A 21,125-nucleotide genomic window follows, 5' to 3' on the forward strand; every position below is an offset into this window, starting at 1 on the left:
CCATGCCCCAGACGACCATGTGCCCGGAGTGCGCCGAGCCTCTGGAGCCCGCCGACAAGTTCTGCGACGCCTGCGGCGCCGACCTGGCCGCCTCCCGGCGGCCGGAGGGCTACCCGCTCGCGCCGCCCGCGGAGCCCGAGGCGTACGAACTCGCCCCGCCCGCCGGGGAGTCCGACACGCTTGCCTTCGGACTGGGCACATCGGGGCTGACCCAGGCCCGGATCGCCGACCCCCGGATCGAGCAGCCCGGCACCGAGCCGGCTCCCCGCCCGCACTGCGTGGCCTGCGAGGTCGGCACCATCGACGCCGACGGCTACTGCGAGCACTGCGGCCACGCCCAGCCACGCCCCCGCGACCACCAGGAAGTGGAGCTCGGCGGGGTCGCCGCGGTCACCGACCGGGGCCTGCGGCACCACCGCAACGAGGACGCCTTCGCGCTGTCGACGACGGCACTGCCGGACGGCACCCCGTCGGTCGTCGCTGTGGTGTGCGACGGAGTCTCGTCCGCGTACCGTCCCGACGACGCCTCGGAGACCGCTGCGGAAACGGCGGTGAAGTCGCTGGTGCCGTCGCTGTCGCGCGGCGTGCGACCCGAGGAGGCGATGCGCGAGGCCCTGCTGGTGGCCGCGCAGGCCGTCGCCGACCTGGCCGCCGAGACGCCCGAGGAGGAGAGCCGGCGGCACCACAACGCGCCCGCCTGCACCTGCGTCAGCGCGGTCACCTCCGGCAAGACCTTCACCGTCGGCTGGATCGGCGACAGCCGTGCCTACTGGATTCCCGACGACCGCTCGGTCCCCGCCGCCCGGCTGACCGAGGACGACTCCTGGGCCGAACGCATGGTCTCGCTCGGCCTGATGACGCAGGCCGAGGCCTACGCGGACGAACGGGCCCACGCCATCACCGGCTGGCTCGGGGCGGACGCGGTCGAACTGGACCCGCACACCGCTTCCTTCGAGCCGGACGGACCGGGTGTAGTGGTGGTGTGCACCGACGGCCTGTGGAACTACGCGGAGTCGGCCGCGGAGCTCGCCTCGGTGATGCCCGGGGACGCCCGCGTCCGGCCGCTGCACTGCGCCCGCACTCTCGTCGGCGTCGCCATCGATGGCGGAGGACACGACAACATCACCGTGGCCGTGCTGCCCTTCCCGGTCGCCCGACCCTCCGATCCTCCTTTCCACCACTCCTCAACTCGTTGATTCCGCTTCTTGGTTGACAAGCGCTAGGAGCGCACCCGATGGCCAACTTCTCCAAGTCCAACGTGCCGCAGTTCTCCGTCGACATCTACCAGAACGAGTTCCTCCCGGAAGGCGGCCGCGAGGTCAACGCGATCGTCACCGTGACCTCGACGGGCGGTGGCACCTCGGGTGGGCTGCCGCTCGCCAGCCAGGCCCCCGCCGACCTGCCCGGCACCCGTCCCGGGGCAGCCGTGGTGATCATGGTGGACTGCTCGGGTTCCATGGACTACCCGCCGACCAAGATGCGCAGTGCCCGCGACGCGACGGCCACGGCCATCGACACCATCCGTGACGGGGTCGCCTTCGCGGTGGTGGCCGGCACCCACCAGGCCAAGGAGGTCTACCCGGCCGACGGGGGCCTGGCCGTGGCCGACCCCAGCACCCGTCACCAGGCCAAGCAGGCGCTGCGCCGGCTCAGTTCGGGCGGCGGCACGGCGATCGGCACCTGGCTGCGGCTGGCCGACCGGCTGCTGGACACCGCGGAGGGGTCGATACGCCACGGCATCCTGCTGACCGACGGCCGCAACGAGCACGAGAAGCCGGAGGACCTGCGCGCCGCCCTCGACGCCTGCGCGGGCCGCTTCACCTGCGACGCCCGCGGTGTCGGCACCGACTGGGAGGTCAAGGAGCTGACCGGCATCGCCTCGGCGCTGCTCGGCTCCGTCGACATCGTCGCCGACCCCTCCGGCCTGGAGGCGGACTTCCGGCAGATGATGGAGACGGCCATGGGCAAGGAGGTCGCGGACGTGGCCCTGCGCGTGTGGACCCCGCAGGGCGCGGAGATCCAGTACGTCAAGCAGGTGGCCCCCACGGTCGAGGACCTCACCGCCCGGCGCGCCGAGGCCGGTCCCCGGGCCGGCGACTATCCGACGGGCTCCTGGGGCGACGAGTCCCGCGACTACCACGTCAACGTGGTCGTCCCGACGGCCGGAGTGGGCCAGGAGATGCTGGCGGCCCGGATCTCGCTCGTCCAGCCGCACCCGGACGGCACGCCGCAGGTGCTCGGGCAGGGCCTGGTGCGGGCGGTGTGGACCGACGACATGGCGGCCTCCACGCGGATCAACCCGCAGGTCGCCCACTACACCGGCCAGGCGGAGCTGGCCCAGGTCATCCAGCAGGGCCTGGAGGCCCGCAAGCAGGGCGACTTCGACTCCGCGACCGCCAAGCTGGGCCGCGCGGTGCAGCTGGCCAGCGCCTCGGGCAACGAGGACACCGCCAAGCTGCTGGCCAAGGTGGTGGACGTGGTCGACGCGGTGACGGGTACTGTGCGGCTGAAGGCCAGGGTCGCGGACGCCGACGAGATGACCCTGGAGACGCGTTCGACGAAGACCGTCCGCGTCAAGAAGTAGCGTGGTGGGGTACAACGGGGCGGAGGGGGAGAGAAAACGACATGTCGACTTGCCCGAACGGTCATGAGTCCGCGACGGACGACTGGTGCGAGGTGTGCGGGATGCGCATGACCTCACCGGCGGCCGCCTCCGCCCCGCCCGCCTCCTCCTACCCACCGCCACCGCCCCCACCGCCGTACTCGGGCGGCTACGACCCGGGGTACGACCCCGGCTACCACCCCGGCTCCGGTGCCGGTGCGGGGTACGACCCGGGCCGCGGCCACGGCGGCCGGGCCTACGACCCGGACGCCACGGCGGCCGTCGAGCCGTGCCCCCACTGCGGGACACCGCGCGAGGGCTACGCGCAGTTCTGCGAGGAGTGCCGCTACAACTTCGTCACGCACGCGGGCACGACCTTCGTCCCGCAGTCCCCGGCCGGCGGGACGACGGGTGCACCGCCGTTCCCGGCCGCCCAGCCCGGCATGCCGCCGTACCAGCGGTACGAGTCGTCCCTGACCCGCCCGTCGCAGGTGAACCGGCCGGCCGAGCCGCTGGAGCCGCAGTCGGTCACCGCCGGCTCCGGCGACTTCCTGCTCACCCCGCCGTCCGCGTACGAGCCCGAGGCGCCGCCGGCGGGCCCCGGCACCTGGACCGCCGTGATCGGCGCCGACCGGGAGTACTTCACGGCGATGATGGCCCGCAGCGGCCCGGAGGCCCAGGGCCTGTACTTCCCCTCCTACTCCCCCGAGCAGCGCCTGCCGCTCACGGGTCCGCAGATCACCATCGGCCGCCGCCGGCACAGCACCGGAGAGGCTCCCGACATCGACCTGGCGCGGGCGCCGGAGGACCCGGGTGTCTCCCACAAGCACGCCGTGCTCGTGCAGCAGCCGGACGGCGGCTGGTCGGTGGTCGACCAGGACTCCACCAACGGCACCACGGTCAACGGCGGCGAGGACTCGATCAAGCCCTTCGTGCCCGTCCCGCTGGGCGACGGGGACCGCGTCCACGTGGGCGCCTGGACGACGATCACGATCGTGCGCGACTGACTCCCGGCTCCACCGGGCCGTCTGAGACCATGGGACACGTGACTGAGATCCCGCGGGGCACACTCGACCAGCAGACGTTCTACGAGGCGGTGGGCGGCGAGCCGACCTTCCGACGGCTCGTCCACCGCTTCTACGAGGGCGTCGCGCAGGACCCGGTCCTGCGGCCGATGTACCCCGAGGAGGACCTGGGCCCCGCCGAGGAGCGGCTGCTGCTCTTCCTGATGCAGTACTGGGGCGGCCCGCGCACCTACAGCGAGAACCGCGGCCACCCCCGGCTGCGGATGCGGCACGCGCCCTTCCGGGTCGACCAGGAGGCGCACGACGCCTGGCTGCGCCACATGCGCGACGCGGTGGACGAACTGGCCCTGGAGCCCGACCACGAGCGTCAGCTGTGGGACTACCTGGTGTACGCGGCCGCGTCGATGGTGAACTCGCCCGGCTGACGGCCCCCGCCCCGGGCGCCGGGGCCGAACGGCCCGGCGACCCGGTGGCCCGCGGCCCGGTGGTCAGACGGGGCTGACCGACAGCCCCAGGCCGCTGCCGCGGCGCACCGCGACCGAGCCGTACGACGTGCGCAGCCGCAGCCACGACCCCGCCGCCAGCAGGTCCATCGCCGGCTCCCCTTCCCCGCCCGCCGCGCGCGGGGCCGGGACGGTGGCGCGCACCGGGCGCAGGAAGCCGAGGGCGTGGGCGGCGTGCACCGCCCGCAGCGGCAGGCCGGTCACGCCGAGCTGCCGGGACCAGATGCCGTCCGCCAGCGCATCGAGCTCCGCCCGGGTGCGGTGCTCGGGCGCCAGGGCCTCGCTGCGGGTGCGGAACTCGGTGACCGCCGCGGCGGCCACCGCCCGTACGTCGTCCGGCGAGGGCAGTCCCTCCACCCGCCGCCAGCCACCGCGCGGCGGCAGTACCCCGGCCCACGCGGGGCCGGTGACGGCGGCCGGCACGGCGACCGTGCCCGCCTCCTCGTCGAGGCCGTCGAGCAGCTGCCCGGCGGAGACGGTGGCGTCCAGCTCGTGCGCCTCGGCGAGTTCCGCTGTGCGCACGGCCAGCACGCCGCCCCCGAAGGGCGGCTGGCCGAAGACCGCGAGCACCTCCCCGAACGCCTGCAGCCGGACGACCGCGGCCTTGTCCCAGCGCAGAAGCCGGGCCAGGAAGACGGCGAAACCCTCCGCCTCCCTGGCCTCGGCGAGCAGCAGCGACGCCGTCATGCGGCCGCGGCCTCCCCCTTGGCGGCACCCGCGCCGGCACCGGCACCGGCCGGGGCTCCGGCCGAGTCGTCGTAGTACGCCTCCAGGAAGGCGCGCTCCTCGGCGGTGATCCGCCGCGGCCGCCCCTGCTCGAGGTCGTACGGCACGACGATCGTGGAGGCCCGCACGTAGACGGTCTCCCCGTCCTTGATCTCGTACGCGACGGTCATCGAGGCCGCCCCCACCTTGGTCACCCATGTCTCGACGGTCACCGGCTCGTGCCGGTGGACCAGCGGGCGCAGGTAGTCGATCTCGTGACGGGCGATGACCGAACCGCCCGTGAACGACGCGCTGCCCTCCCCGGGCGCCAGCCGGAACATGAAGTCGACACGCGCCTCCTCCAAGTAGCGGAGGAAGACGACGTTGTTGACGTGCCCGAAGGCGTCCATGTCCGACCAGCGCATCGGGCAGGGGTAGATGTGACGGGCCATCAGGCGATCAGCCCCGGGTGAGCTTCTTGTACGTGGCGCGGTGCGGACGGGCCGCGTCCGGGCCGAGCCGCTCGACCTTGTTCTTCTCGTAGGACTCGTAGTTGCCCTCGAACCAGAACCACTTGGACTCGCCCTCGTAGGCGAGGATGTGCGTGGCCACCCGGTCCAGGAACCAGCGGTCGTGGGAGACGACCACGGCGCAGCCGGGAAAGTCCAGCAGCGCGTTCTCCAGCGAGGACAGGGTCTCGACATCGAGGTCGTTGGTCGGCTCGTCGAGGAGCAGCAGGTTGCCGCCCTGCTTGAGGGTGAGCGCCAGGTTGAGGCGGTTGCGCTCACCGCCGGACAGCACGCCGGCCGGCTTCTGCTGGTCCGGGCCCTTGAAGCCGAAGGCGCTGACATAGGCGCGGGACGGCATCTCGACCTGGCCGACGTTGATGTAGTCCAGCTCGTCCGACACGACCGCCCAGAGGGTCTTCTTGGGGTCGATGTTGGCGCGGCTCTGGTCGACGTACGAGATCTTGACCGTGTCGCCGACCTTGATCGTGCCGGCGTCCGGGGCCTCCAGGCCCTGGATCATCTTGAACAGTGTGGTCTTGCCCGCGCCGTTGGGGCCGATGACGCCGACGATGCCGTTGCGCGGCAGGGTGAAGGACAGGTCGTCGATGAGGACCTTCTCACCGAACGCCTTGGAAAGGTTGCTGACCTCGACCACGATGCTGCCCAGGCGGGGGCCCGGCGGGATCTGGATCTCCTCGAAGTCGAGCTTGCGCATCTTCTCGGCTTCGGCGGCCATCTCCTCGTAGCGGGCCAGACGCGCCTTGGACTTGGCCTGCCGGCCCTTGGCGTTGGAGCGGACCCACTCCAGCTCTTCCTTGAGCCGCTTGGCGCGCTTGGCGTCCTTCTGGCCCTCGACCTTGAGACGGGACTGCTTGGTCTCCAGGTAGGTGGAGTAGTTGCCCTGGTAGGGGTAGGCGCGGCCGCGGTCGAGCTCGAGGATCCACTCGGCGACGTTGTCCAGGAAGTACCGGTCGTGGGTGATCGCCACGACGGTGCCCGCGTACTTGGCCAGGTGCTGTTCCAGCCACTGGACGGACTCGGCGTCCAGGTGGTTGGTGGGCTCGTCGAGCAGCAGCAGGTCGGGAGCCTCCAACAGCAGCTTGCAGAGCGCGACGCGGCGCTTCTCACCACCGGAGAGGTTGGTCACCGCCCAGTCGCCGGGCGGGCAGCCGAGGGCGTCCATCGCCTGCTCCAGCTGGGCGTCCAGGTCCCAGGCGTTGGCGTGGTCCAGCTCCTCCTGCAGCTTGCCCATCTCGTCGAGCAGCGCGTCGGAGTAGTCGGTCGCCATCAGCTCGGCGATCTCGTTGAACCGGTCCAGCTTGCCCTTGATCGGGCCCACGCCGTCCTGGACGTTCTCCAGCACGGTCTTGGACTCGTCCAGCGGCGGCTCCTGCAGCAGGATGCCCACGCTGTAACCGGGCGAGAGGAACGCGTCACCGTTGGACGGCTGCTCCAGGCCCGCCATGATCTTGAGCACCGTGGACTTACCGGCGCCGTTCGGCCCCACGACACCGATCTTCGCTCCGGGGAGGAAGCTCAGGGTGACGTCGTCGAGGATCACCTTGTCGCCGTGCGCCTTGCGCGTCTTGCGCATGGTGTAGATGAACTCAGCCAAGAGAAACCGTCCGGCAATCGATGTGTGGGCAGATACACCCCATCTTGCCTGACCGCCACCCCTGGGCGGAAACCAGTAACTTCGAAGCCCTGTGACCTGCGATCTCTCGGGCATCTCAGGGAGTCGATCTGTGACTGCCGGTCGCCTCCGGTCGCCTTCGCGCCACCTCGAACGGCCCGCAGACGGCCGGCAGACGGCTCGGCCCGGCGTTCGCCGAGTCGTCGCGACTCCTTCTTGGCGCGGTGTGTGCACCCGGGACTCCCCGCACTTCCCCCGCTTCCCCGCGGGCACAGGGCGGGCACGCGGTGACGTGGCCGGCGCCATTGCGCTGATCGGCGCGGTCTCCTGTGCGGGCCGGGACGACCCCAAGGGCGGACGTCGTGGGCAGTCGCTTCCCCTGCCGGCGATGTGCGTCGCGCCCTTGCGGTGGCTGCGGGTCAGTCCAGCGGGTCGGGCCACTCGTGGGCGGGCAGAAGGTCGCGGAGCCTGGCCGTCCTGGTGCGTCCGAGGACCACCTCGGTCCGCAGGTTCTCCGGGGCGATCTGGCGCATGAACTCCCGGCACCGGCCGCAGGGCGGCAGGACGTGCAGGGCGCCCTCGTCGTTGCGCCACACGGCCACGATCTTGGCGATCCGGTACTCGCGGGCGGTGACCATGGCGGCGATGGCGGCGTGCTCCGCGCAGAACCCGGTGCCGGACCCGGTGTCGATGCACACGCCGGAGTAGAGGTTGCCGGCCTCGGTGACCAGCGTGCAGCCCACGTCGCCGAACAGCCGGTCGCCCACCCGGTGCGGGTGGAGCACGGCCTGTGCGGCGGCGATCAGTTCGTCGTTCGGCACGGTGATCACGCAGGGAAGGTATCCGCGCCCACCGTCCCGGGGCCACCGGATTGTCGGCGCGGCGCGCCGCTCGCGGGCAGCCCGAACGCGGCGCGGGCCTCGGTCCCGGGGTCGGTCAGGTTCGCGGCGGCGCCACCGGTGAGCCGTTGGGCCTCGGCGGCGCCTCCCCGGGACAAATGTGCCGCCGCCCAGGCGGAGGAGTCGCCGTCGGGCTCTCACGAGACGTCGCTCATCCGGGCGGGTGCCGTGGCCGGGGACACCGTCAACACCCCTGCCACGATTCCGCCGTCGAGCATCGTCACGCCCTCGCTGCCGCGCCGTACGAAGTGCCCGCACCACGCCACCAGGCCCACTCGCAGACCGGCGCCCGTGGGCCGGATCCCGATGTCCCGATGACGTGCCCGTGCAGAAACCGCGCGGCGCGACCCCGTTCTCCTCTGGAGAGCCGTCACCGCCGACCGGGCCCAGGGAGTCCGTGAGCAGGTAGCGGTCCACGGCGGGGGGTGCGGCCCGTTCGAGCGCCGTGGCGCCGCGTGGCGCCGCGTGGCGCCGCGTGGCGCCGCGTGGCGCCGCCGGAGCTTCCCGCTGGGTGCACCACAGCGCCCCGGCCAGGACCGTGACCGGGCGAGGGACACAGACGTCGGCGGTGGGCCACGTCGGGCTTCGGATGCCGTGCCCGGGTGGAGAGTTGCGGGGCGACTCAAGGGAAATGCCCAGGGGGCGGCGGTCGATGACCTCCGCCCCCTGGGGGTGGGACTACGGCCGGAGCCGGTCAGTCAGCTCACTCGGCGGGAGCGGCCGGCTTCTTCTTGCGGAGGAAGAAGACCGCGGCGCCGCCGATGACGACCAGCGCGATCGCGATGCCGGCGATCACCGGGGTGGCGCTGCTGGAGCCGGTCTCGGCGAGGTCGCCGCCCGTGGTGGAGCCGGTGTCAGCGGTGCCCTCGCTGGAGCCGCCGGCCGAGGCCGGGCTGGGCGAGGAGGACGGGGTGGTGGTGCTGCCGCCGGAGCCGGCGGTGTCGCAGTCGAGGACACCCTCGAAGGTCTTCTCGAAGCCGTTCGGGCCCGAGATGGTGATCTTGTACGACTGGTCCTCGTCCACCGGCACGGTCACGGTCTCGGACTTGCCGGCCTCGATCGTGTACTCCTTGCCGGACAGCGAGAACGTGAACGGCTGGTCGCCCTCGTTGGTGGCGGTGACGTCGACGCCGTTCTTGTCGCAGTCGACCTCGGCGGAGACCGCCGGGATCGGACCCTTGGCGGCCCAGGTGCCGGTCGCCGACGCGGTGACGGTGCTGTCGCTGGAACCCGCCAGGATCTGCACCTGCGTGGTGGTGTCGATGCCGGTGAAGGCACGGCCGACCGGGAGCTTGGTGTTGGCCGAGGCCGTCAGGGACGTGGTGCCGTCCGGCGTGCCGGCCGCGACGTCGAAGTACAGCGCGTCGCCGTCCTTGGCGGTGCTGACCTCCTGGCCGTCCTTGTCGGTGATCTTCACGCCTTCGGGCGTGCTCGGCGCGGGGCTCACCGTGACGCTCGCGGCGTTGGTGTGGACGGTGATCGGGCCGAGCAGGTCACCCGCCTTGCCGGAGACGGCCGGCGGGTCGAGGGTCAGCGAGGCCGCCGGCTCGTCGAGGGTCTGGGCGTTCTTGCCCAGGTAGTCGGCCAGCTCCTCCGCGACGGGGTCCACCGCGTCCACGTCGGCGTTGTCCGAGAAGCGCCAGATGGCGACCTGCGTGCCGGCGGCGGCGAGCTGCGGGGTGAGGTCACCGCTGAGCTTCGCCGCGGACCTGAGCGCCGCCAGGTCGTTCACCTGCGGGTACGAGTGCTGCAGGATCCAGTTGATCTTGCCCGCGTTCGGGTTGTTGTGCAGGCTCGACTGGTCCCAGGAGACCTCTTTGTATCCGGCCTTGCCCTGGGTGGGGTTGTGGATGTCGATGCAGTACGTCTGGATGGTGCCGCCGCCATCGACGGTCATCTCGAAGAGACCGGCGGAGACATTGTCGTCCCTGCCGTTGTCGTGAATGACGGCCTTGTCGAAGGTCTTCAGATCGCCGAGCGTGGCCTTGGCGCCCGCGGTGGGGGTCGCGTTGTCCGCCGCAGCGGACCCGGCGCCGGCCATGGAACCGACCGCAATGAGGCCGGAGGCCACTATCGCGGCGGCAAGACGGGCAGTTCCCCGCCTCCGTACAGTGAACATGAAATTCCCCTCCGGGCGAGGCCGGTCGTGGGGCACGTGCCTCGCCGACAGCTGTGGATCCCCCGTGGAACGCCGGGGTACCCGAAGAATCCTAGGAAGCACGCGTATCAAAGCCATCAGGATTCACGACGGCCCGGGAATTCGAATCGCAATCGTTACCGGCGCGTACGTGTAAACGCGAGTTTGTCGATAAATCCTCGCCCGTCCACGAGGGGCGAAGTACCTGCAGTCCGGATTATCCGGACAGCGCCACCGCGGGATCGGCCGGCATGGGCTGCCCTCCCTCGGGCACCGGCTGCGGAACCGTCAATTCCGGCCGGGACAGGGCCACACGGCGGAATGCCGACGTCCCCCGGGTCAGGTCGTGACCCGCGGCGACCGCGTCGATGTCGGCCGAGATCCAGCGCTGCCCGTCGCGTTCTTCCTCACGCACCCTCAGCCGCCCCTGGACCAGCAGCGGTTCACCCACTCCCACCGAGGCCACCACGTGCTCGCCGAGCGCCCGCCAAGCCCACACCGTGTAGAAACTGGTATGACCGTCCGCCCAGCCGCCGCGCTCGCGGTCCCAGCGGCGTGCGGTGGCGGCCAGCCGGAACCGGGCGACCGGCACACCTGTCGGCGTCTTCCTGAATTCCGGCCGGGTCGCGACATTCCCGACGACGGTGACCAGTGTCTCGCTCACAACCGATTCCCCCTTGTTTCCGTGCCGCCGCCGGCGGCCCTTTCACCGCCGTCCTCGCGGCAAAGCCATCGTGCACCGCCGGCGACGGTCGTGGAGAAATCGGATTCAACCTGTGGATTACTGCCCGGTTGTGGACAACTCCGTCACCCGGAAGTGTCGACCGGCCAGAACTCCGTACTGCTCGCGCACCTCCCGGTAGCGCAGCAGCTCCGCCGCGACCGGCTCCAGCACGCGAGCCCTCCCGCAGTCGGCCGCCGCGTCCGCCAGTCGGCGTTCGGCCGCCTGGCCGTGCCGCCGGGCCGGACCCCGGGCCGCGAAGCGACCGGCCCGGGCCAGCGCGGGCCCCCCGCCCGCCCCGGCACCCAGCAGCACCAGCGACAGCCACCACGGCGTGCCGACGGCACCCGCGGCGGCCGCGGCACCGCACAGCGTGCCCGCCATCACCAGCAGCGCCAGCAGCCACTGCGCCGTGCCGACCGCCGACCACCAGCCCGGCCGTCCCGGCTCGCCCGGCTCCGCCCGCTCCGCCGCCGCGTCCAGTGCCTCGGGCAGGGCGTCGCCGCCGCGCCGGGCCGCCTCGCGCACCGCCTGCGCCCATGGGGCGGGCAGTCCGACGGCGGCGTCCGCCGCCACCATGCGCACCGCCTCCTCGACCACCGCCCGCGACGCGGCCAGCGCGGGCCGCCGACCGGCCTGCGCCACGTCGTGCGGCCCCTCGCCCGCCGAGGCACGCACGCCGCCGCGGACGAGACCCGGCAGCCGCCTCCACGGTGTCCCGCACGCCTCGTCGGCTGCCCTGATCCACTCCCGTTCCGCGGTCCGTCCGGCGGCCGCGGCGCCGACCGCCTGCGCGAGCCGGATCGCGAAGTCCTCGCGTGCGGCGTCCGTCAGGCCCGTCGCGCCCTCGGCGACGTACAGCGGGCGCAGCCGTTCGGCGAGCCCGTCCACGTCGGCCGACAGCCGCCGGCCCGCCGCGGCGCGCTCCGCAACGATCTGCTCGATCGCCGACCGCAGTTCGGGCACGCCGTCACCGCTCAGCGCGGAGGTGGCCAGCACCATGGCCCCGTCCTCGCCGTGCTCGCCGACCGCGAGCCCGTCCTCGTCCAGCAGGCGCCGCAGGTCGTCCAGGACGAGTTCCGCGGAGTCGCCCGGCAGCCGGTCGGTCTGGTTCAGGACGACGAGGGTCACGTCGGCGTGCCCGGCGAGCGGGCGCAGATAGCGTTCGTGCACGGACGCGTCCGCGTACTTCTCCGGGTCCAGCACCCACACGACGACGTCGACCAGCGTGAGCAGCCGGTCCACCTGGTCGCGGTGGGTCAGTGCCGCCGAGTCGTGGTCGGGCAGGTCGAGGAGGACGAGCCCGCCGAGACCGCCGGGGCCTGCCGGCCCGTCGCGTTCCGCGCCTCCCTCCCCCGCCGGGTGCTCGCCGCCGTCCAGCACGCTGTGCCGGGCGTGCCGGTGCCGCGGCGGGATGCCGAGCCGGTCCAGCAGCCCGGCAGCGCCCCGCGGGTCCCAGGCGCAGGCCACCGGCTCGGAGGTGGTGGGCCGGCGGACGCCGACCCGCGCGAGCTCCAGCCCGGTCAGCGCGTTGAACAGCGACGACTTCCCACTGCCCGTAGCTCCGGCGAGTGCCACCACGGTGTGGTCCGCCGACAGCCTGCGCCGGTCGCCGACCCGTTCCAGAAGCTCCCCGGCCCCGTCCAGCGCCTCCGGGCTCACGCGCGTACGCGACAGCCCCAGCAGTTCCGACAGCGCGTCCACCCGCTCCGCGAGCACCCGCTCACCTCTCCCACAGTCCGTACGACTTCTGCATCACGGAGAGCTCCGCGATGAGCGATGCCTGCTGGCCGGCCGTGACGTCCAGGGCGTCCACCGGCCGCACGCGGCGCTCGCGTTCGGCGTCCAGCAGCTCCCCGACGATCCGGTCCAGCGCCTCGCGCGCCCGGTCACCGGCCCGCAGCGCGGCCAGGGCGCCGCCCAGAGTGGCGAGTCGTTCGCCGGCGGGGGCGCCACCGCGGCCACCGAGCAGGGCGATGCCGAGCAGCGCGGCGGCGTCCTCGGGGTCCACGTCCTCGGGCGCGGAACTCACCGCCTCGTACGCGATCCTGCTCAGATTCCAGCTCCAGTCGGCGACGGCCTCCTCGATGCGGTCGTCGAGGCCCTCGTCGGCGGGCATACGGGCCGCCGCTTCCAATGGGGCGCTGCCCGCGCGATCGCGCCGCCAGTCGTCCAGGATGCGTTCGTCGGCGGCGGTGATCCGGGTGCGCAGCAGAACCGCCAGTCCCTCCGCGAGCGCGCTCTGCAGGGCCCCGGAACCGCAGTCCGGATACCCGCGCCAGCACGCCAGCGCTTCGCCGGAGAGCGCCGCCCCCGAGGTCACGGCCTCATCGAAGGCTTCCTGCGCCGCGTCGTACGCGTCGTCCACGTACCGGGCCAGACGCGTCGCCGCCGCGTGCTGGGCGGCGGACGCGCCCGCGAGTTCCGGCAGCCGGCTGTCGAGCGAGCCGAGCACGCCGGACGCGGTGCGCCGGGCCGCCTGGTGCCGCGCGGCCGGGTCCTCCGCGCAGTGCGCGAGCCAGCTGCCGAGCGCGGCCACGGCCGTGTGCGGCAACAGCCCGCCGCCGCCCGCCGACTCCGGCAGCTCAGGCACGGTGAAGCGCGGTACGTCCCCGAGGCCGGCCCGGTCCAGCAGCGCGGCATAGTGGTCGGAGACGTCGTCGAGGATCTGGTGCGGCACCCGGTCCAGCACGGTGGCCAGGGTGACGTCGTACTCCTTGGCGGTGCGCAGCAGATGCCACGGGACCGCGTCGGCGTACCGGGCCGCGGTCGTCACCAAGATCCAGATGTCGGCGGCGCAGAGCAGCTCGGCGGCGAGTTCGCGGTTGCGCACGACGAGGGAGTCGATGTCCGGCGCGTCGAGCAGCGCCAGACCGCGCGGCAAGGTGTCGTCCGTCTCCAGCCGCAGCCACAGCGGGCCGTCGGAGGCGCCGTGGTCGTCGTCCGCCTCACGGCCGCCGTCGTCCGCGTCGCTCGCGGCCCGCGGCCGGGGCGCCCACGCCCGCGCCAGCCCCGGCAGCACCCGGGGATCGGCGAACCACGCCCGGTCCTCCGGATGGCACACCAGCACCGGTGTTCGCGTCGTCGGCCGCAGCACTCCCGCGTCGCTCACCCGCCGCCCGATCAGCGAGTTGACCAGCGTCGACTTCCCCGCGCCCGTCGAACCGCCGACCACCGCCAGCAACGGCGCCTCCGGTGCCCTCAGTCTGGGCACCAGGTAGTCGTCGAGTTGCGCCAGCAGCTCTCGGCGCGTACGGCGGGCCCGGTCGGCCCCGGGAATCGGGAGAGGAAAGCGCGCGGCGTCAACGCGGTCGCGCATCGCAGAGAGCACGTCCAGCAGCTCGGGCCTCGTGTCCAAGATCGCCACAGACGCAGAATGCCCCATTTTGGTGGGTTTTTGAAGCGTATTTCGCGTACTTCACGCCTTTCGGCCCGCAAGAGGGTCCCAACGGGACAGGTGGGCACCAAGAGACAGCGGCATAACGAGTGCACAACAGCCGCCGACTGGTGCGTCAAAAGTGGTGCGACATTCGCACCTGCCTGCGATTATCAGACCGCTTCACCGAACCTACACAACGTGTCATGAAGGCGAAGCAACCGGCCGCACATCAGCCGCGCCCTATCCTTGTCCCCGGCAAGGTCACGGATACCGTCGACACCAAGGGGCGGGTTCGGTCGCGGCCATCGTCCGGCCCCCGTAGCTCAGTGGATAGAGCAGGCGCCTTCTAAGCGCTTGGCCGCAGGTTCGAGTCCTGCCGGGGGCACGTCTTGCGCCCCTCCCTCAGGGAGGGGCTTTTTGCTGGTCAGGCGCCTGCCGGAGCGAGCGCCGCAGCGCCGGACCTCCCCCGGGTGATCACGGGAACGGTCCGACGCTGTCCGGCTGTCACTGGGTTTTCGCGGGTGGCTCTGTCGAATACGTGTCGAAGTTCTCGCAGCCGTTCAGCGATCTTCGTCCGGGTCGGGAAGGTCTCCCCCGGCCTCGATCCGCCTCTGATGATCTTTGAGCTGACCGGAGATACAACGCGCGTAGGTGGCAAGCAGGACGGGGACGCTGTTGCCCGCCCACTCGGCCACCTGCGCTGGCGGGATCCCCGCGTTCAACCACGTCGTCAGACAGGTGTGCCGCAGGTCGTACACACGCTTCCCGAGCGGCGAGGCGAACTCCGCCGGCGCGAGTACCTGCTGCCGGGCGGAGCGCCAGGCCCGGCGGAATACCGACCCCGCAAGCACGTCCCCGAACTCGCCCGAGAACAGCAGATCTCCCGGCTTCAGGTCCTCCGCCTTCACGTGCTCGCGCAGGATGCGCGTCAGCGCCGGACGGCACGGTACGACCCGGGTGTCGTCCTTGGCCCTGCCCTTCAGCCCGCGTACTTCATGGACCTTGCCGGTATCCGTCCATTGCTTCCCCACCTCCGGCCGGGCGGTGTGGAGCAGCAACTCGCCCCACTGATCTTCGTCGTCATCAGCCGGCAGACGGACGTCCAGGACACGCATGGCCACCGCTTCCTCCGGACGAGGCCCCGCATAGTAGAGCGTGGCGAAGAAGGCGTGCAGCCGTCGACCGCCGCGGGGACGCCGGCGGATCCAGCCCAGGAGACTCGCGGCATGGTCAGGGTTGATGAGTGATCGCTTGTCCACCGCAGACGACGTCGGAGGCGTGGTGCCCCGTCCCTTTGGCAAAGGGTTCGCCCGCAGGATGCCGTGCTTGACCGCGTACTCCATGGCCACGTTCAGCACCCGTCGATTGCGCTTGATCGAGGATGCCGCGGCGGTCGTGCCGTCGAGCTTGGACGCGAGCGAGTGGAGTACATCGTCGACCTTGCGGGGATCCTCCCAGGCCGCCATCGACTCCGTGTTGCGCTCGACCCACCGCAAGATCACGGAGACCTCGGGCGGTGCTTCGTTGCGACGGTTGGTGTTGAAGGCGAACTCCCGCAACGCGGTCCGTACGTCCACGGCAGCGAAGCGACCGGGAGGAGGGGTACGGAGAAGGGCGATCGTCGTGGTCATGAGGGCCTTGGCGACGTTCTTGCGGTTGTTGCCTGACGTGCGGCGCCACTGGGCGTCCGTGAACTGGACCGCGAAGGCGTACCAGTTGACCGTCCCCGCTCCGGACTGGTGGGAGACCGGTCGTCCCGTACTCAGGCTGAAGGCTTCGCCACGGCGGGTGGCGGACACCAGTTCCGAGCGGAAGGAGTCCGCCAGGGCCGAAGTCGGGAACGGCTCGCGATACGGCTTGCCGGCGACCACCCAGCGCACGGTGTAGGAGGTCTTACGGCTGCCCTTGTAGGTAAGGATCTTGTAGACCCGGACGTCAAAGGTCGTCTCCATCAGGCGGCGTCCTCGTGGTCGTCGAGCCAGTGGTCGAGGTCGCTCCGCCGGATGCGCAGATCTCCGTTCGGCAGCTTGATGCAACGGGGAGCGCGCCGCTTCTGCCGCCAGTCGTAGAAGGTCGACCGGGAGATCTTCAGTTCCTCGCAGACGTCGGCCAGGGTGAGCATCCCTACTGATCGACGGGCAGCGGTCATTCCAGTCCCCCTCCACTGCGGGCAAGTTCCTCACGTGCGGTTTCGCGGTTGAGCTGGAGGTCCCGGGCGATGGTCGCGGCGAGGGCGGATTCGCCGGGGGTGTGGCCGTGGCCGGCGTACTGCCAGTCGGCCAGGACCAGGACGGTGTCCGGCTCGACGGGCTCCAGGCCGAGGTCCGCGTGTTCTTGGGCGGCGCGGTAGTCGGCGCGTTCCTGGCGCAGCGCGCCGAGGGTGGTGGAGTAGGCGCGGGATTTGGTGGAGAAGTGGCCGCGGAAGCCGAGCATGTGCGCCCAGGCCCACAGCCGCCGGTCGGGGTAGAGGTCGTCGAGGTCGCGGCAGGCTTGGATGAGGCGGCGGGCGTGGTCGGGCACGTCGTGTCGGTCGAGTTCGGCGAGTTCGCCGATGCGGCGGTCGAGGGTGCCGGTGTTCTCGGCGGCTTTGGTGGCGTACTTGGCGACGTAGGAGGCGACAGCCTGTTCGGTGATGTCGAAGCCGTCCCCGAAGGCCTTGACGGGGCGGACGTCGAGCTGAGTACCCCAGCGGAAGGTCCGGGCGGGTTGGTCGCCGGCGGCGGGGGCGCTGACGCTCGTGTAGCTGTGGTGGGCGGCGGCGCGGATAGAGGCTTCCAGTAGGCCGGTGGTGGCCCAGGCCGGGGGCGCGGTGTCGGGCCCTTCGGGGCCGTCGAGGCGGATGACGGCGTGGAAGTGGACGGCGCCGCGCTTTTGGAATTCGGCGACCTTGCCGAAGGAGACCCGCAGGACCTCTGCCATGGCCCTCTGTGTGAGGCCGGCGCGGGCGGCGATCTCGCGGCGGAGCCGGTTGGTGAAGCGCTGCCACAACTGCCCAGCGTGGTTGTTGAACAGCACCGCCCCCGCGTAGTCGTAGGTCACCGGGTCGAGCGCGGTACCGAGTGCCGGGTCGTCGGCGGGGTGCTGGGTGCCGCAGCGGCAGCGGCCGGTGTCGGGCCGGTTGTGGACGCGCCCGAACGAGGGGGCGGTGAGGGTGGCGAAGACCCGGGGGTGCTCGCGCACGGTGGCAGGGATGTCGCGGCGTTCGTCGCCAGCCAGGCCCGCGCGGATGAGGTGGTAGGTGTCTCCGGCGTAGGTCCAGGCGCAGGCTGGGCAGCGGGATGCGCGGCGGTTGCCGCAGGCGATGCGGAGGCGTCCGCCGGGTTCGTTCTCGGTGGAGTAGTGGTGCAGGGTCTCGCCGGTGGTGCGGTCTTTGGTGAGGGTCCAGCCGGTCAGGTGGATGGGGTCGGAGCAGCCGCCGGTGCGGCGGATCTGGTCTTCCCAGCGGTGGAAGTCCGGGGACCCGGCCACCCTCAGGAGGTCGGTGAGGGTGGTCGGGTCCAGGCCCGTTGGGGTGGCGGTGTCGGTCATGCGCGGCCCCGTTCCAGCGCGGTGCCGGTGATGGCTTCGACGAGGGCGGAGACGAGGACTTCGGCGACGGGGGGTGTGACGGCGTTGCCGTACTGGCGGACCTTCTCCCGCTTGTTGCCCAGAACGGCGTAGGTGTCGGGGAAGGCCATCCCGCGGCCGATCTCGCCGGGCTCCAGCATCCGGAAGAGCACCGCGTCCAGGTCGACGGCGGGGCCGTTGACGAGGGCGTAGCGGTCGCGGGTGGTGAGGGTGCCGACGGGCTCGCGGACGGTGTGGGCGGTGCCGGTGCCGTAGTAGGGGACGAGGAGGGTGTCCCAGTGGACGGGTTCGGGTGCGGTGACCAGGCCGTGGTGGTTGCCGGATGCGGTGACGGTGGCGAGGGCGTCGGTGACGGGGCGGGCGTCGCTGGAGCCGCCGCGCAGTTCGGCGATGAACGGCAGCCAGGCCAGGCCGGTTTCGTTGCGGGCGGTCTGGGTGCGCAGCGGGTCACCGGCCGGGGCTGCCTGCTTGCCTTCCCTGCCTTCCACCGGCACCAGCAGCGGCGGCACCGCCAGGGCGTCGTTCTCCCGGGTGGTGCGGGTCGGCAGGGGTTCGGTGACCGGGGCGGGGTCGGTGCGCCAGGTCCCGCCGGCCGGGACGGTGACGGGGAGGGCGTAGCGGTCCAGGCCCGCGCGAATGCGGGCGAGGGTCTTCGGGGACAGGCCCTTGGGGCGGTCGGCGATCGGGGTGCCGGGGCGGGTCCAGTCGATCGCCACCGCGGCCGGCAGTACACCCGGTTCCACGACCGAGTTCCGGCAAGCTCCACGCGGGCAGCGGTACACGTACTGCTGGCGGTAGCGGCCCATGTCCCGTTGCGGGTTCTTGAATGACTGCACCGCGCTCACGGTCTGCTCGCACCGCGGGCACCAGGCGGTGGGGCGGAGCCAGCGGTCCCAGTCCGGGTCGCGGCCCAGATCGGCGCGCCAGTAGGCGAGGTAGAGGCGGTCGCGGGACTGCGGCGCGGGTGCCGAGACGGCAGGGCGGGCGTGCATGGAGTTCAGGGCGATCAGCCGGGTGCGGTAGCCCAGTGCGCGGATGGCGGCGACCCATTCGGTCCACCGGTACCAGGCGCGGACGTCGATGACGTTCTCCACCACCCCCGCCAGGACGGGCTTTCCGCGTGCGGCGCAGGCCTCCAGGTAGCGGGGGACATCCCACATCAGGGCCCGGGAGCGGTCGGTCGCGGCGTCGGGGAGGGTGTCGCCGAACAGGTCGGGCTGGGCGTCGAAGTCGCGTCGCTTGCCGCGGGCGTTGGACCATTGCGGGCACTCCGGGGAGGCCCAGAACAGGTCAGCGGCCGGGAAGCGGGCGACGTCGGCGTCGTGCAGGTCGCCCAGGAAGTGATCCGCCCCGGGGAAGTTCTGGGAGTGAGAGGCGATGGCCTTGTCCCAGTGGTTCGCGGCCAGCACCGGACGGACGCCGGGTACGGCGGCGGCGCCGGAGGAGGAGCCGCCCGCACCGCAGAAGAAGTCGACGTAGGTCAGCACGACACACCCGCCCTCACCGACGCCGGAACGGCGGCCGGCCGGGCCGTGCCGGAGCCGGAGCAGGCAGGGCAGGTGACACGGAGCGTGGCGCGGGAGCCGTCGCGCAGGCGGGTGCCGGTGGTTATGGCGACGACGGGGAAGCCGTCGCAGGCCGGGCAGATCCGCCGCGAGGTGCGTCCAGGGTGGGTCATGATGGGGGTTCCTTCCGGATCTCTGGTTCGGGCAGGGGCACGGCTTCCGGGGCGGGCGATACTTGGCGGTTGAGACCGCCCCGGGGGCCGGTCAGCGCTTGTGCTGGCCGTTGAGCATCGAGCGCAGGACCACGGCGCAGACGGCAACGGATGCGGCGGTGACGGCGACCGCCAGCAGCAGCGACACCAGGACCGTGCCGACGACCAGGACCACAGCGGTGCCGCCGCCGACGAGCGCGACCAGGGCGCCAGGGGTGAGCTGCACGACGGGCCGGGACGACACCGGAACAGGCGCAGGCGCGGGGGCCGTGGCCGGGGTGTGCTGCACGACGGCGGTCGGCTCGACGGGCAGCGGGATGGTGACGCCGGTCGGGGTGGGGTTGGTGGGGATCTTCGGGCGGAGCATGGGCGGTCTCCCTACTTCTCGATGAGGGTGTCGATGACGGGGGCGAGGAGGCTGTCGGCGATGAGGTAGCCGCCGAGGAGCAGCACCAGGACCAGCCAGAGCGGTGGGCGGATGAGTTTGCAGCCGAGGTAGCCGACGACGATCAGGGCGAACCAGAGCGGGACGTCCACGGGTCTGCCTCCTATCGGGCCGTGCAGCGGTGGGTGCGGGCGGCCAGCTGCGCAGCCGATTGGCTGGAGTAGTCGGCGGACCATCCGCAGCGGTCGTTGGTGCACACCGCGGCGTGCTTGGTGGTGCCGTGCCGGTCGCGGTGGGTGCCGATCTGCACGGGGCCGATCCGCATCACGGAGTGGAAGAAGTCGCGGGCGGGCATCAGGGTCAGTCCTCCTGTCCGGTGAAGTCGCCGGCGTGGTCGTTGAGCCATTGGCGGATCTCGGGGTGTTCGTCGTCGGTGGCCTGGTTGATCGCGTCCTCGCCCAGGCGCATGGCGTCCACCAGGCGGTTGTTCCGGGTGAGTTCGGCGGACCTTTCCAGGGCGGCGCGGATGTGCGGACGCATAGGGTTTCCTCCTGTTCAGGTGAGGTGGGCGGCGATGGCGTCGGCCAGCTGGGCGGGGACGCCGAGCCGGACCCGCAGGGTGTCGGTGTCGATCCGGTGGCCGGTGCGCGCGTGGTGGTCGTCGGCGACCTTCCGAGCGTGGGTAACCAGTGCGGCCGGGACCGCGGGAAGTGCCGGCGCAGGGGCGGGCTCGGAGGCAGGCAGGGCCGGGAGCTCGGCCGCCTCGACTGCATCCGGCACCGACGCAGGCTCAGGGGCGCGTTCGGTGTCGGCCGCCTCGGTCACATCGAGGGCCGGGGCTTCCTGGCGTTCGGGGGCGGGACCTGGGGAGTGGACGAGGAGGGTGCCGCCCAGGAAGGCCAGGGCGGGCCATCCAGCCACGAGGATGCTCAGCCAGTCCGGCACGTGGTCCAGGTCGAGGAGCCCGGCGGTTGCCACGTTGGCGCCGAGGGATGCGGCCAGGGCCGTGGCGAACCAGAACCACGCAGCCTGGACCGGCTCACCGCTGGGACGGAGGGTCCGCAGCCTGCGCCAGGCGGCGACGAGGAGCAGGTCGACGCTGATGGGATAGGCCCAGGCTTTCCAGCCGTCCTGCCCGGCGGCAGCGGCGAGGTCGTGCAGGTGGGCGAAGGACAGCGCCCCTGCGATGACCGCTTGCACGAGCACCGCGTCCACGCGCAGAGACCGCATGATCGCTCTCCTTATGGGGTCAGGCAGCGTCCGGCAGCCGCACAGGGGCGGGAGCACGGAGCGGCTTGGGCGGGGCCACGGGCGGCAGAGCGGGCCGGAAGGCGGCAAGCTCG

The 21,125-nt window shown here is 72.1% G+C and carries 22 protein-coding genes and 1 tRNA gene; 5 read left to right on the forward strand and 18 right to left on the reverse strand.

From position 1 onward, the window contains the following. Nucleotides 1-2: 2 nt before the first annotated feature. The 4 genes from ACIP98_RS15735 (at nt 3) to ACIP98_RS15750 (ending at nt 4,052) form a co-directional block, all read left to right on the forward strand. Nucleotides 3-1,196, forward strand: coding sequence for a protein phosphatase 2C domain-containing protein (locus ACIP98_RS15735; protein WP_401976255.1), 1,194 nt, complete (start codon nt 3-5; stop codon nt 1,194-1,196). A gap of 38 nt (nt 1,197-1,234) precedes the next feature. Beyond that, nucleotides 1,235-2,584 carry a VWA domain-containing protein gene (locus ACIP98_RS15740; protein WP_401976258.1) on the forward strand — a complete coding sequence of 450 codons (1,350 nt, stop codon included), beginning with the start codon at nt 1,235-1,237 and terminating at the stop codon, nt 2,582-2,584. Nucleotides 2,585-2,685: 101 nt separating this feature from the next. Then, nucleotides 2,686-3,609 carry an FHA domain-containing protein gene (locus ACIP98_RS15745; RefSeq protein WP_401976261.1) on the forward strand — a complete coding sequence of 308 codons (924 nt, stop codon included), beginning with the start codon at nt 2,686-2,688 and terminating at the stop codon, nt 3,607-3,609. A gap of 29 nt (nt 3,610-3,638) precedes the next feature. Next, the gene (locus tag ACIP98_RS15750; RefSeq protein ID WP_319661393.1) at nt 3,639-4,052 is read left to right on the forward strand and encodes a globin; all 414 of its coding nucleotides are present in this window, start codon (nt 3,639-3,641) and stop codon (nt 4,050-4,052) included. 63 nt (nt 4,053-4,115) lie between these two features. Here the strand turns inward: ACIP98_RS15750 and ACIP98_RS15755 are convergent, their stop codons facing one another. The 8 genes from ACIP98_RS15755 to ACIP98_RS15790 form a co-directional block, all read right to left on the reverse strand. Beyond that, nucleotides 4,116-4,817, reverse strand: coding sequence for a hypothetical protein (locus ACIP98_RS15755; protein WP_319661394.1), 702 nt, complete (start codon nt 4,815-4,817; stop codon nt 4,116-4,118). After that, entirely contained in the window at nt 4,814-5,287 is a 474-nt protein-coding gene (locus ACIP98_RS15760; protein WP_401976264.1) for an acyl-CoA thioesterase, read from the reverse strand. The genes ACIP98_RS15755 and ACIP98_RS15760 overlap by 4 nt, the downstream gene beginning before the upstream one ends. Before the next feature lie 7 nt (nt 5,288-5,294). Then, nucleotides 5,295-6,959, reverse strand: a complete 1,665-nt coding sequence (gene ettA, locus ACIP98_RS15765) for an energy-dependent translational throttle protein EttA (RefSeq protein ID WP_319661396.1) — start codon at nt 6,957-6,959, stop codon at nt 5,295-5,297. A gap of 437 nt (nt 6,960-7,396) precedes the next feature. Continuing rightward, a complete protein-coding gene (locus tag ACIP98_RS15770; RefSeq protein WP_319661397.1) occupies nt 7,397-7,807 on the reverse strand; it encodes a cytidine deaminase in 411 nt (136 codons plus the stop codon). Between the two features lie 772 nt (nt 7,808-8,579). Continuing rightward, a complete protein-coding gene (locus ACIP98_RS15775; protein ID WP_401976267.1) occupies nt 8,580-9,995 on the reverse strand; it encodes an LAETG motif-containing sortase-dependent surface protein in 1,416 nt (471 codons plus the stop codon). 235 nt (nt 9,996-10,230) lie between these two features. Further along, nucleotides 10,231-10,677 carry a single-stranded DNA-binding protein gene (locus ACIP98_RS15780; RefSeq protein WP_319661399.1) on the reverse strand — a complete coding sequence of 149 codons (447 nt, stop codon included), beginning with the start codon at nt 10,675-10,677 and terminating at the stop codon, nt 10,231-10,233. 117 nt (nt 10,678-10,794) lie between these two features. Continuing rightward, nucleotides 10,795-12,453, reverse strand: coding sequence for a GTPase (locus ACIP98_RS15785; protein ID WP_401976269.1), 1,659 nt, complete (start codon nt 12,451-12,453; stop codon nt 10,795-10,797). A gap of 4 nt (nt 12,454-12,457) precedes the next feature. Further along, the gene (locus ACIP98_RS15790; RefSeq protein ID WP_401976306.1) at nt 12,458-14,092 is read right to left on the reverse strand and encodes a dynamin family protein; all 1,635 of its coding nucleotides are present in this window, start codon (nt 14,090-14,092) and stop codon (nt 12,458-12,460) included. A 333-nt stretch (nt 14,093-14,425) separates the two neighbouring features. Here ACIP98_RS15790 and ACIP98_RS15795 point away from each other — a divergent pair. Continuing rightward, nucleotides 14,426-14,498: transfer RNA gene (locus ACIP98_RS15795), tRNA-Arg, on the forward strand. 175 nt (nt 14,499-14,673) lie between these two features. Here the strand turns inward: ACIP98_RS15795 and ACIP98_RS15800 are convergent. The 10 genes from ACIP98_RS15800 to ACIP98_RS15845 form a co-directional block, all read right to left on the reverse strand. After that, nucleotides 14,674-16,065: a tyrosine-type recombinase/integrase gene (locus tag ACIP98_RS15800; RefSeq protein ID WP_401976271.1), complete on the reverse strand. Its 1,392-nt coding sequence runs from the start codon at nt 16,063-16,065 to the stop codon at nt 14,674-14,676. Then, complete coding sequence (locus ACIP98_RS15805) at nt 16,065-16,262, reverse strand: helix-turn-helix transcriptional regulator (protein ID WP_401976274.1); 198 nt, start codon at nt 16,260-16,262, stop codon at nt 16,065-16,067. Before ACIP98_RS15805 ends, ACIP98_RS15800 begins: the two co-directional genes overlap by 1 nt. Beyond that, nucleotides 16,259-17,641 carry a replication initiator protein RepSA gene (repSA, locus tag ACIP98_RS15810; protein WP_401976277.1) on the reverse strand — a complete coding sequence of 461 codons (1,383 nt, stop codon included), beginning with the start codon at nt 17,639-17,641 and terminating at the stop codon, nt 16,259-16,261. The genes ACIP98_RS15805 and repSA overlap by 4 nt, the downstream gene beginning before the upstream one ends. Next, nucleotides 17,638-19,167 carry a DNA cytosine methyltransferase gene (locus ACIP98_RS15815; protein WP_401976279.1) on the reverse strand — a complete coding sequence of 510 codons (1,530 nt, stop codon included), beginning with the start codon at nt 19,165-19,167 and terminating at the stop codon, nt 17,638-17,640. The genes repSA and ACIP98_RS15815 overlap by 4 nt, the downstream gene beginning before the upstream one ends. Next, nucleotides 19,161-19,358, reverse strand: coding sequence for a hypothetical protein (locus ACIP98_RS15820; protein ID WP_401976282.1), 198 nt, complete (start codon nt 19,356-19,358; stop codon nt 19,161-19,163). The genes ACIP98_RS15815 and ACIP98_RS15820 overlap by 7 nt, the downstream gene beginning before the upstream one ends. A gap of 91 nt (nt 19,359-19,449) precedes the next feature. Further along, entirely contained in the window at nt 19,450-19,764 is a 315-nt protein-coding gene (locus tag ACIP98_RS15825; RefSeq protein ID WP_401976285.1) for a SpdD-like protein, read from the reverse strand. A gap of 11 nt (nt 19,765-19,775) precedes the next feature. Beyond that, nucleotides 19,776-19,934 (reverse strand): hypothetical protein, encoded by a 159-nt coding sequence (locus ACIP98_RS15830; protein WP_319159123.1) that lies wholly within the window; start codon nt 19,932-19,934, stop codon nt 19,776-19,778. 11 nt (nt 19,935-19,945) lie between these two features. After that, nucleotides 19,946-20,137, reverse strand: coding sequence for a mobile element transfer protein (locus tag ACIP98_RS15835; protein ID WP_319133857.1), 192 nt, complete (start codon nt 20,135-20,137; stop codon nt 19,946-19,948). Nucleotides 20,138-20,142: 5 nt separating this feature from the next. Beyond that, a complete protein-coding gene (locus ACIP98_RS15840) occupies nt 20,143-20,322 on the reverse strand; it encodes a hypothetical protein (protein ID WP_401976289.1) in 180 nt (59 codons plus the stop codon). Between the two features lie 15 nt (nt 20,323-20,337). Continuing rightward, nucleotides 20,338-21,012: a DUF2637 domain-containing protein gene (locus ACIP98_RS15845; RefSeq protein WP_401976290.1), complete on the reverse strand. Its 675-nt coding sequence runs from the start codon at nt 21,010-21,012 to the stop codon at nt 20,338-20,340. Between the last annotated feature and the right edge of the window lie 113 nt (nt 21,013-21,125).

The organism is Streptomyces sp. NPDC088354 (genome assembly GCF_044753585.1).
Lineage (GTDB): Bacteria > Actinomycetota > Actinomycetes > Streptomycetales > Streptomycetaceae > Actinacidiphila.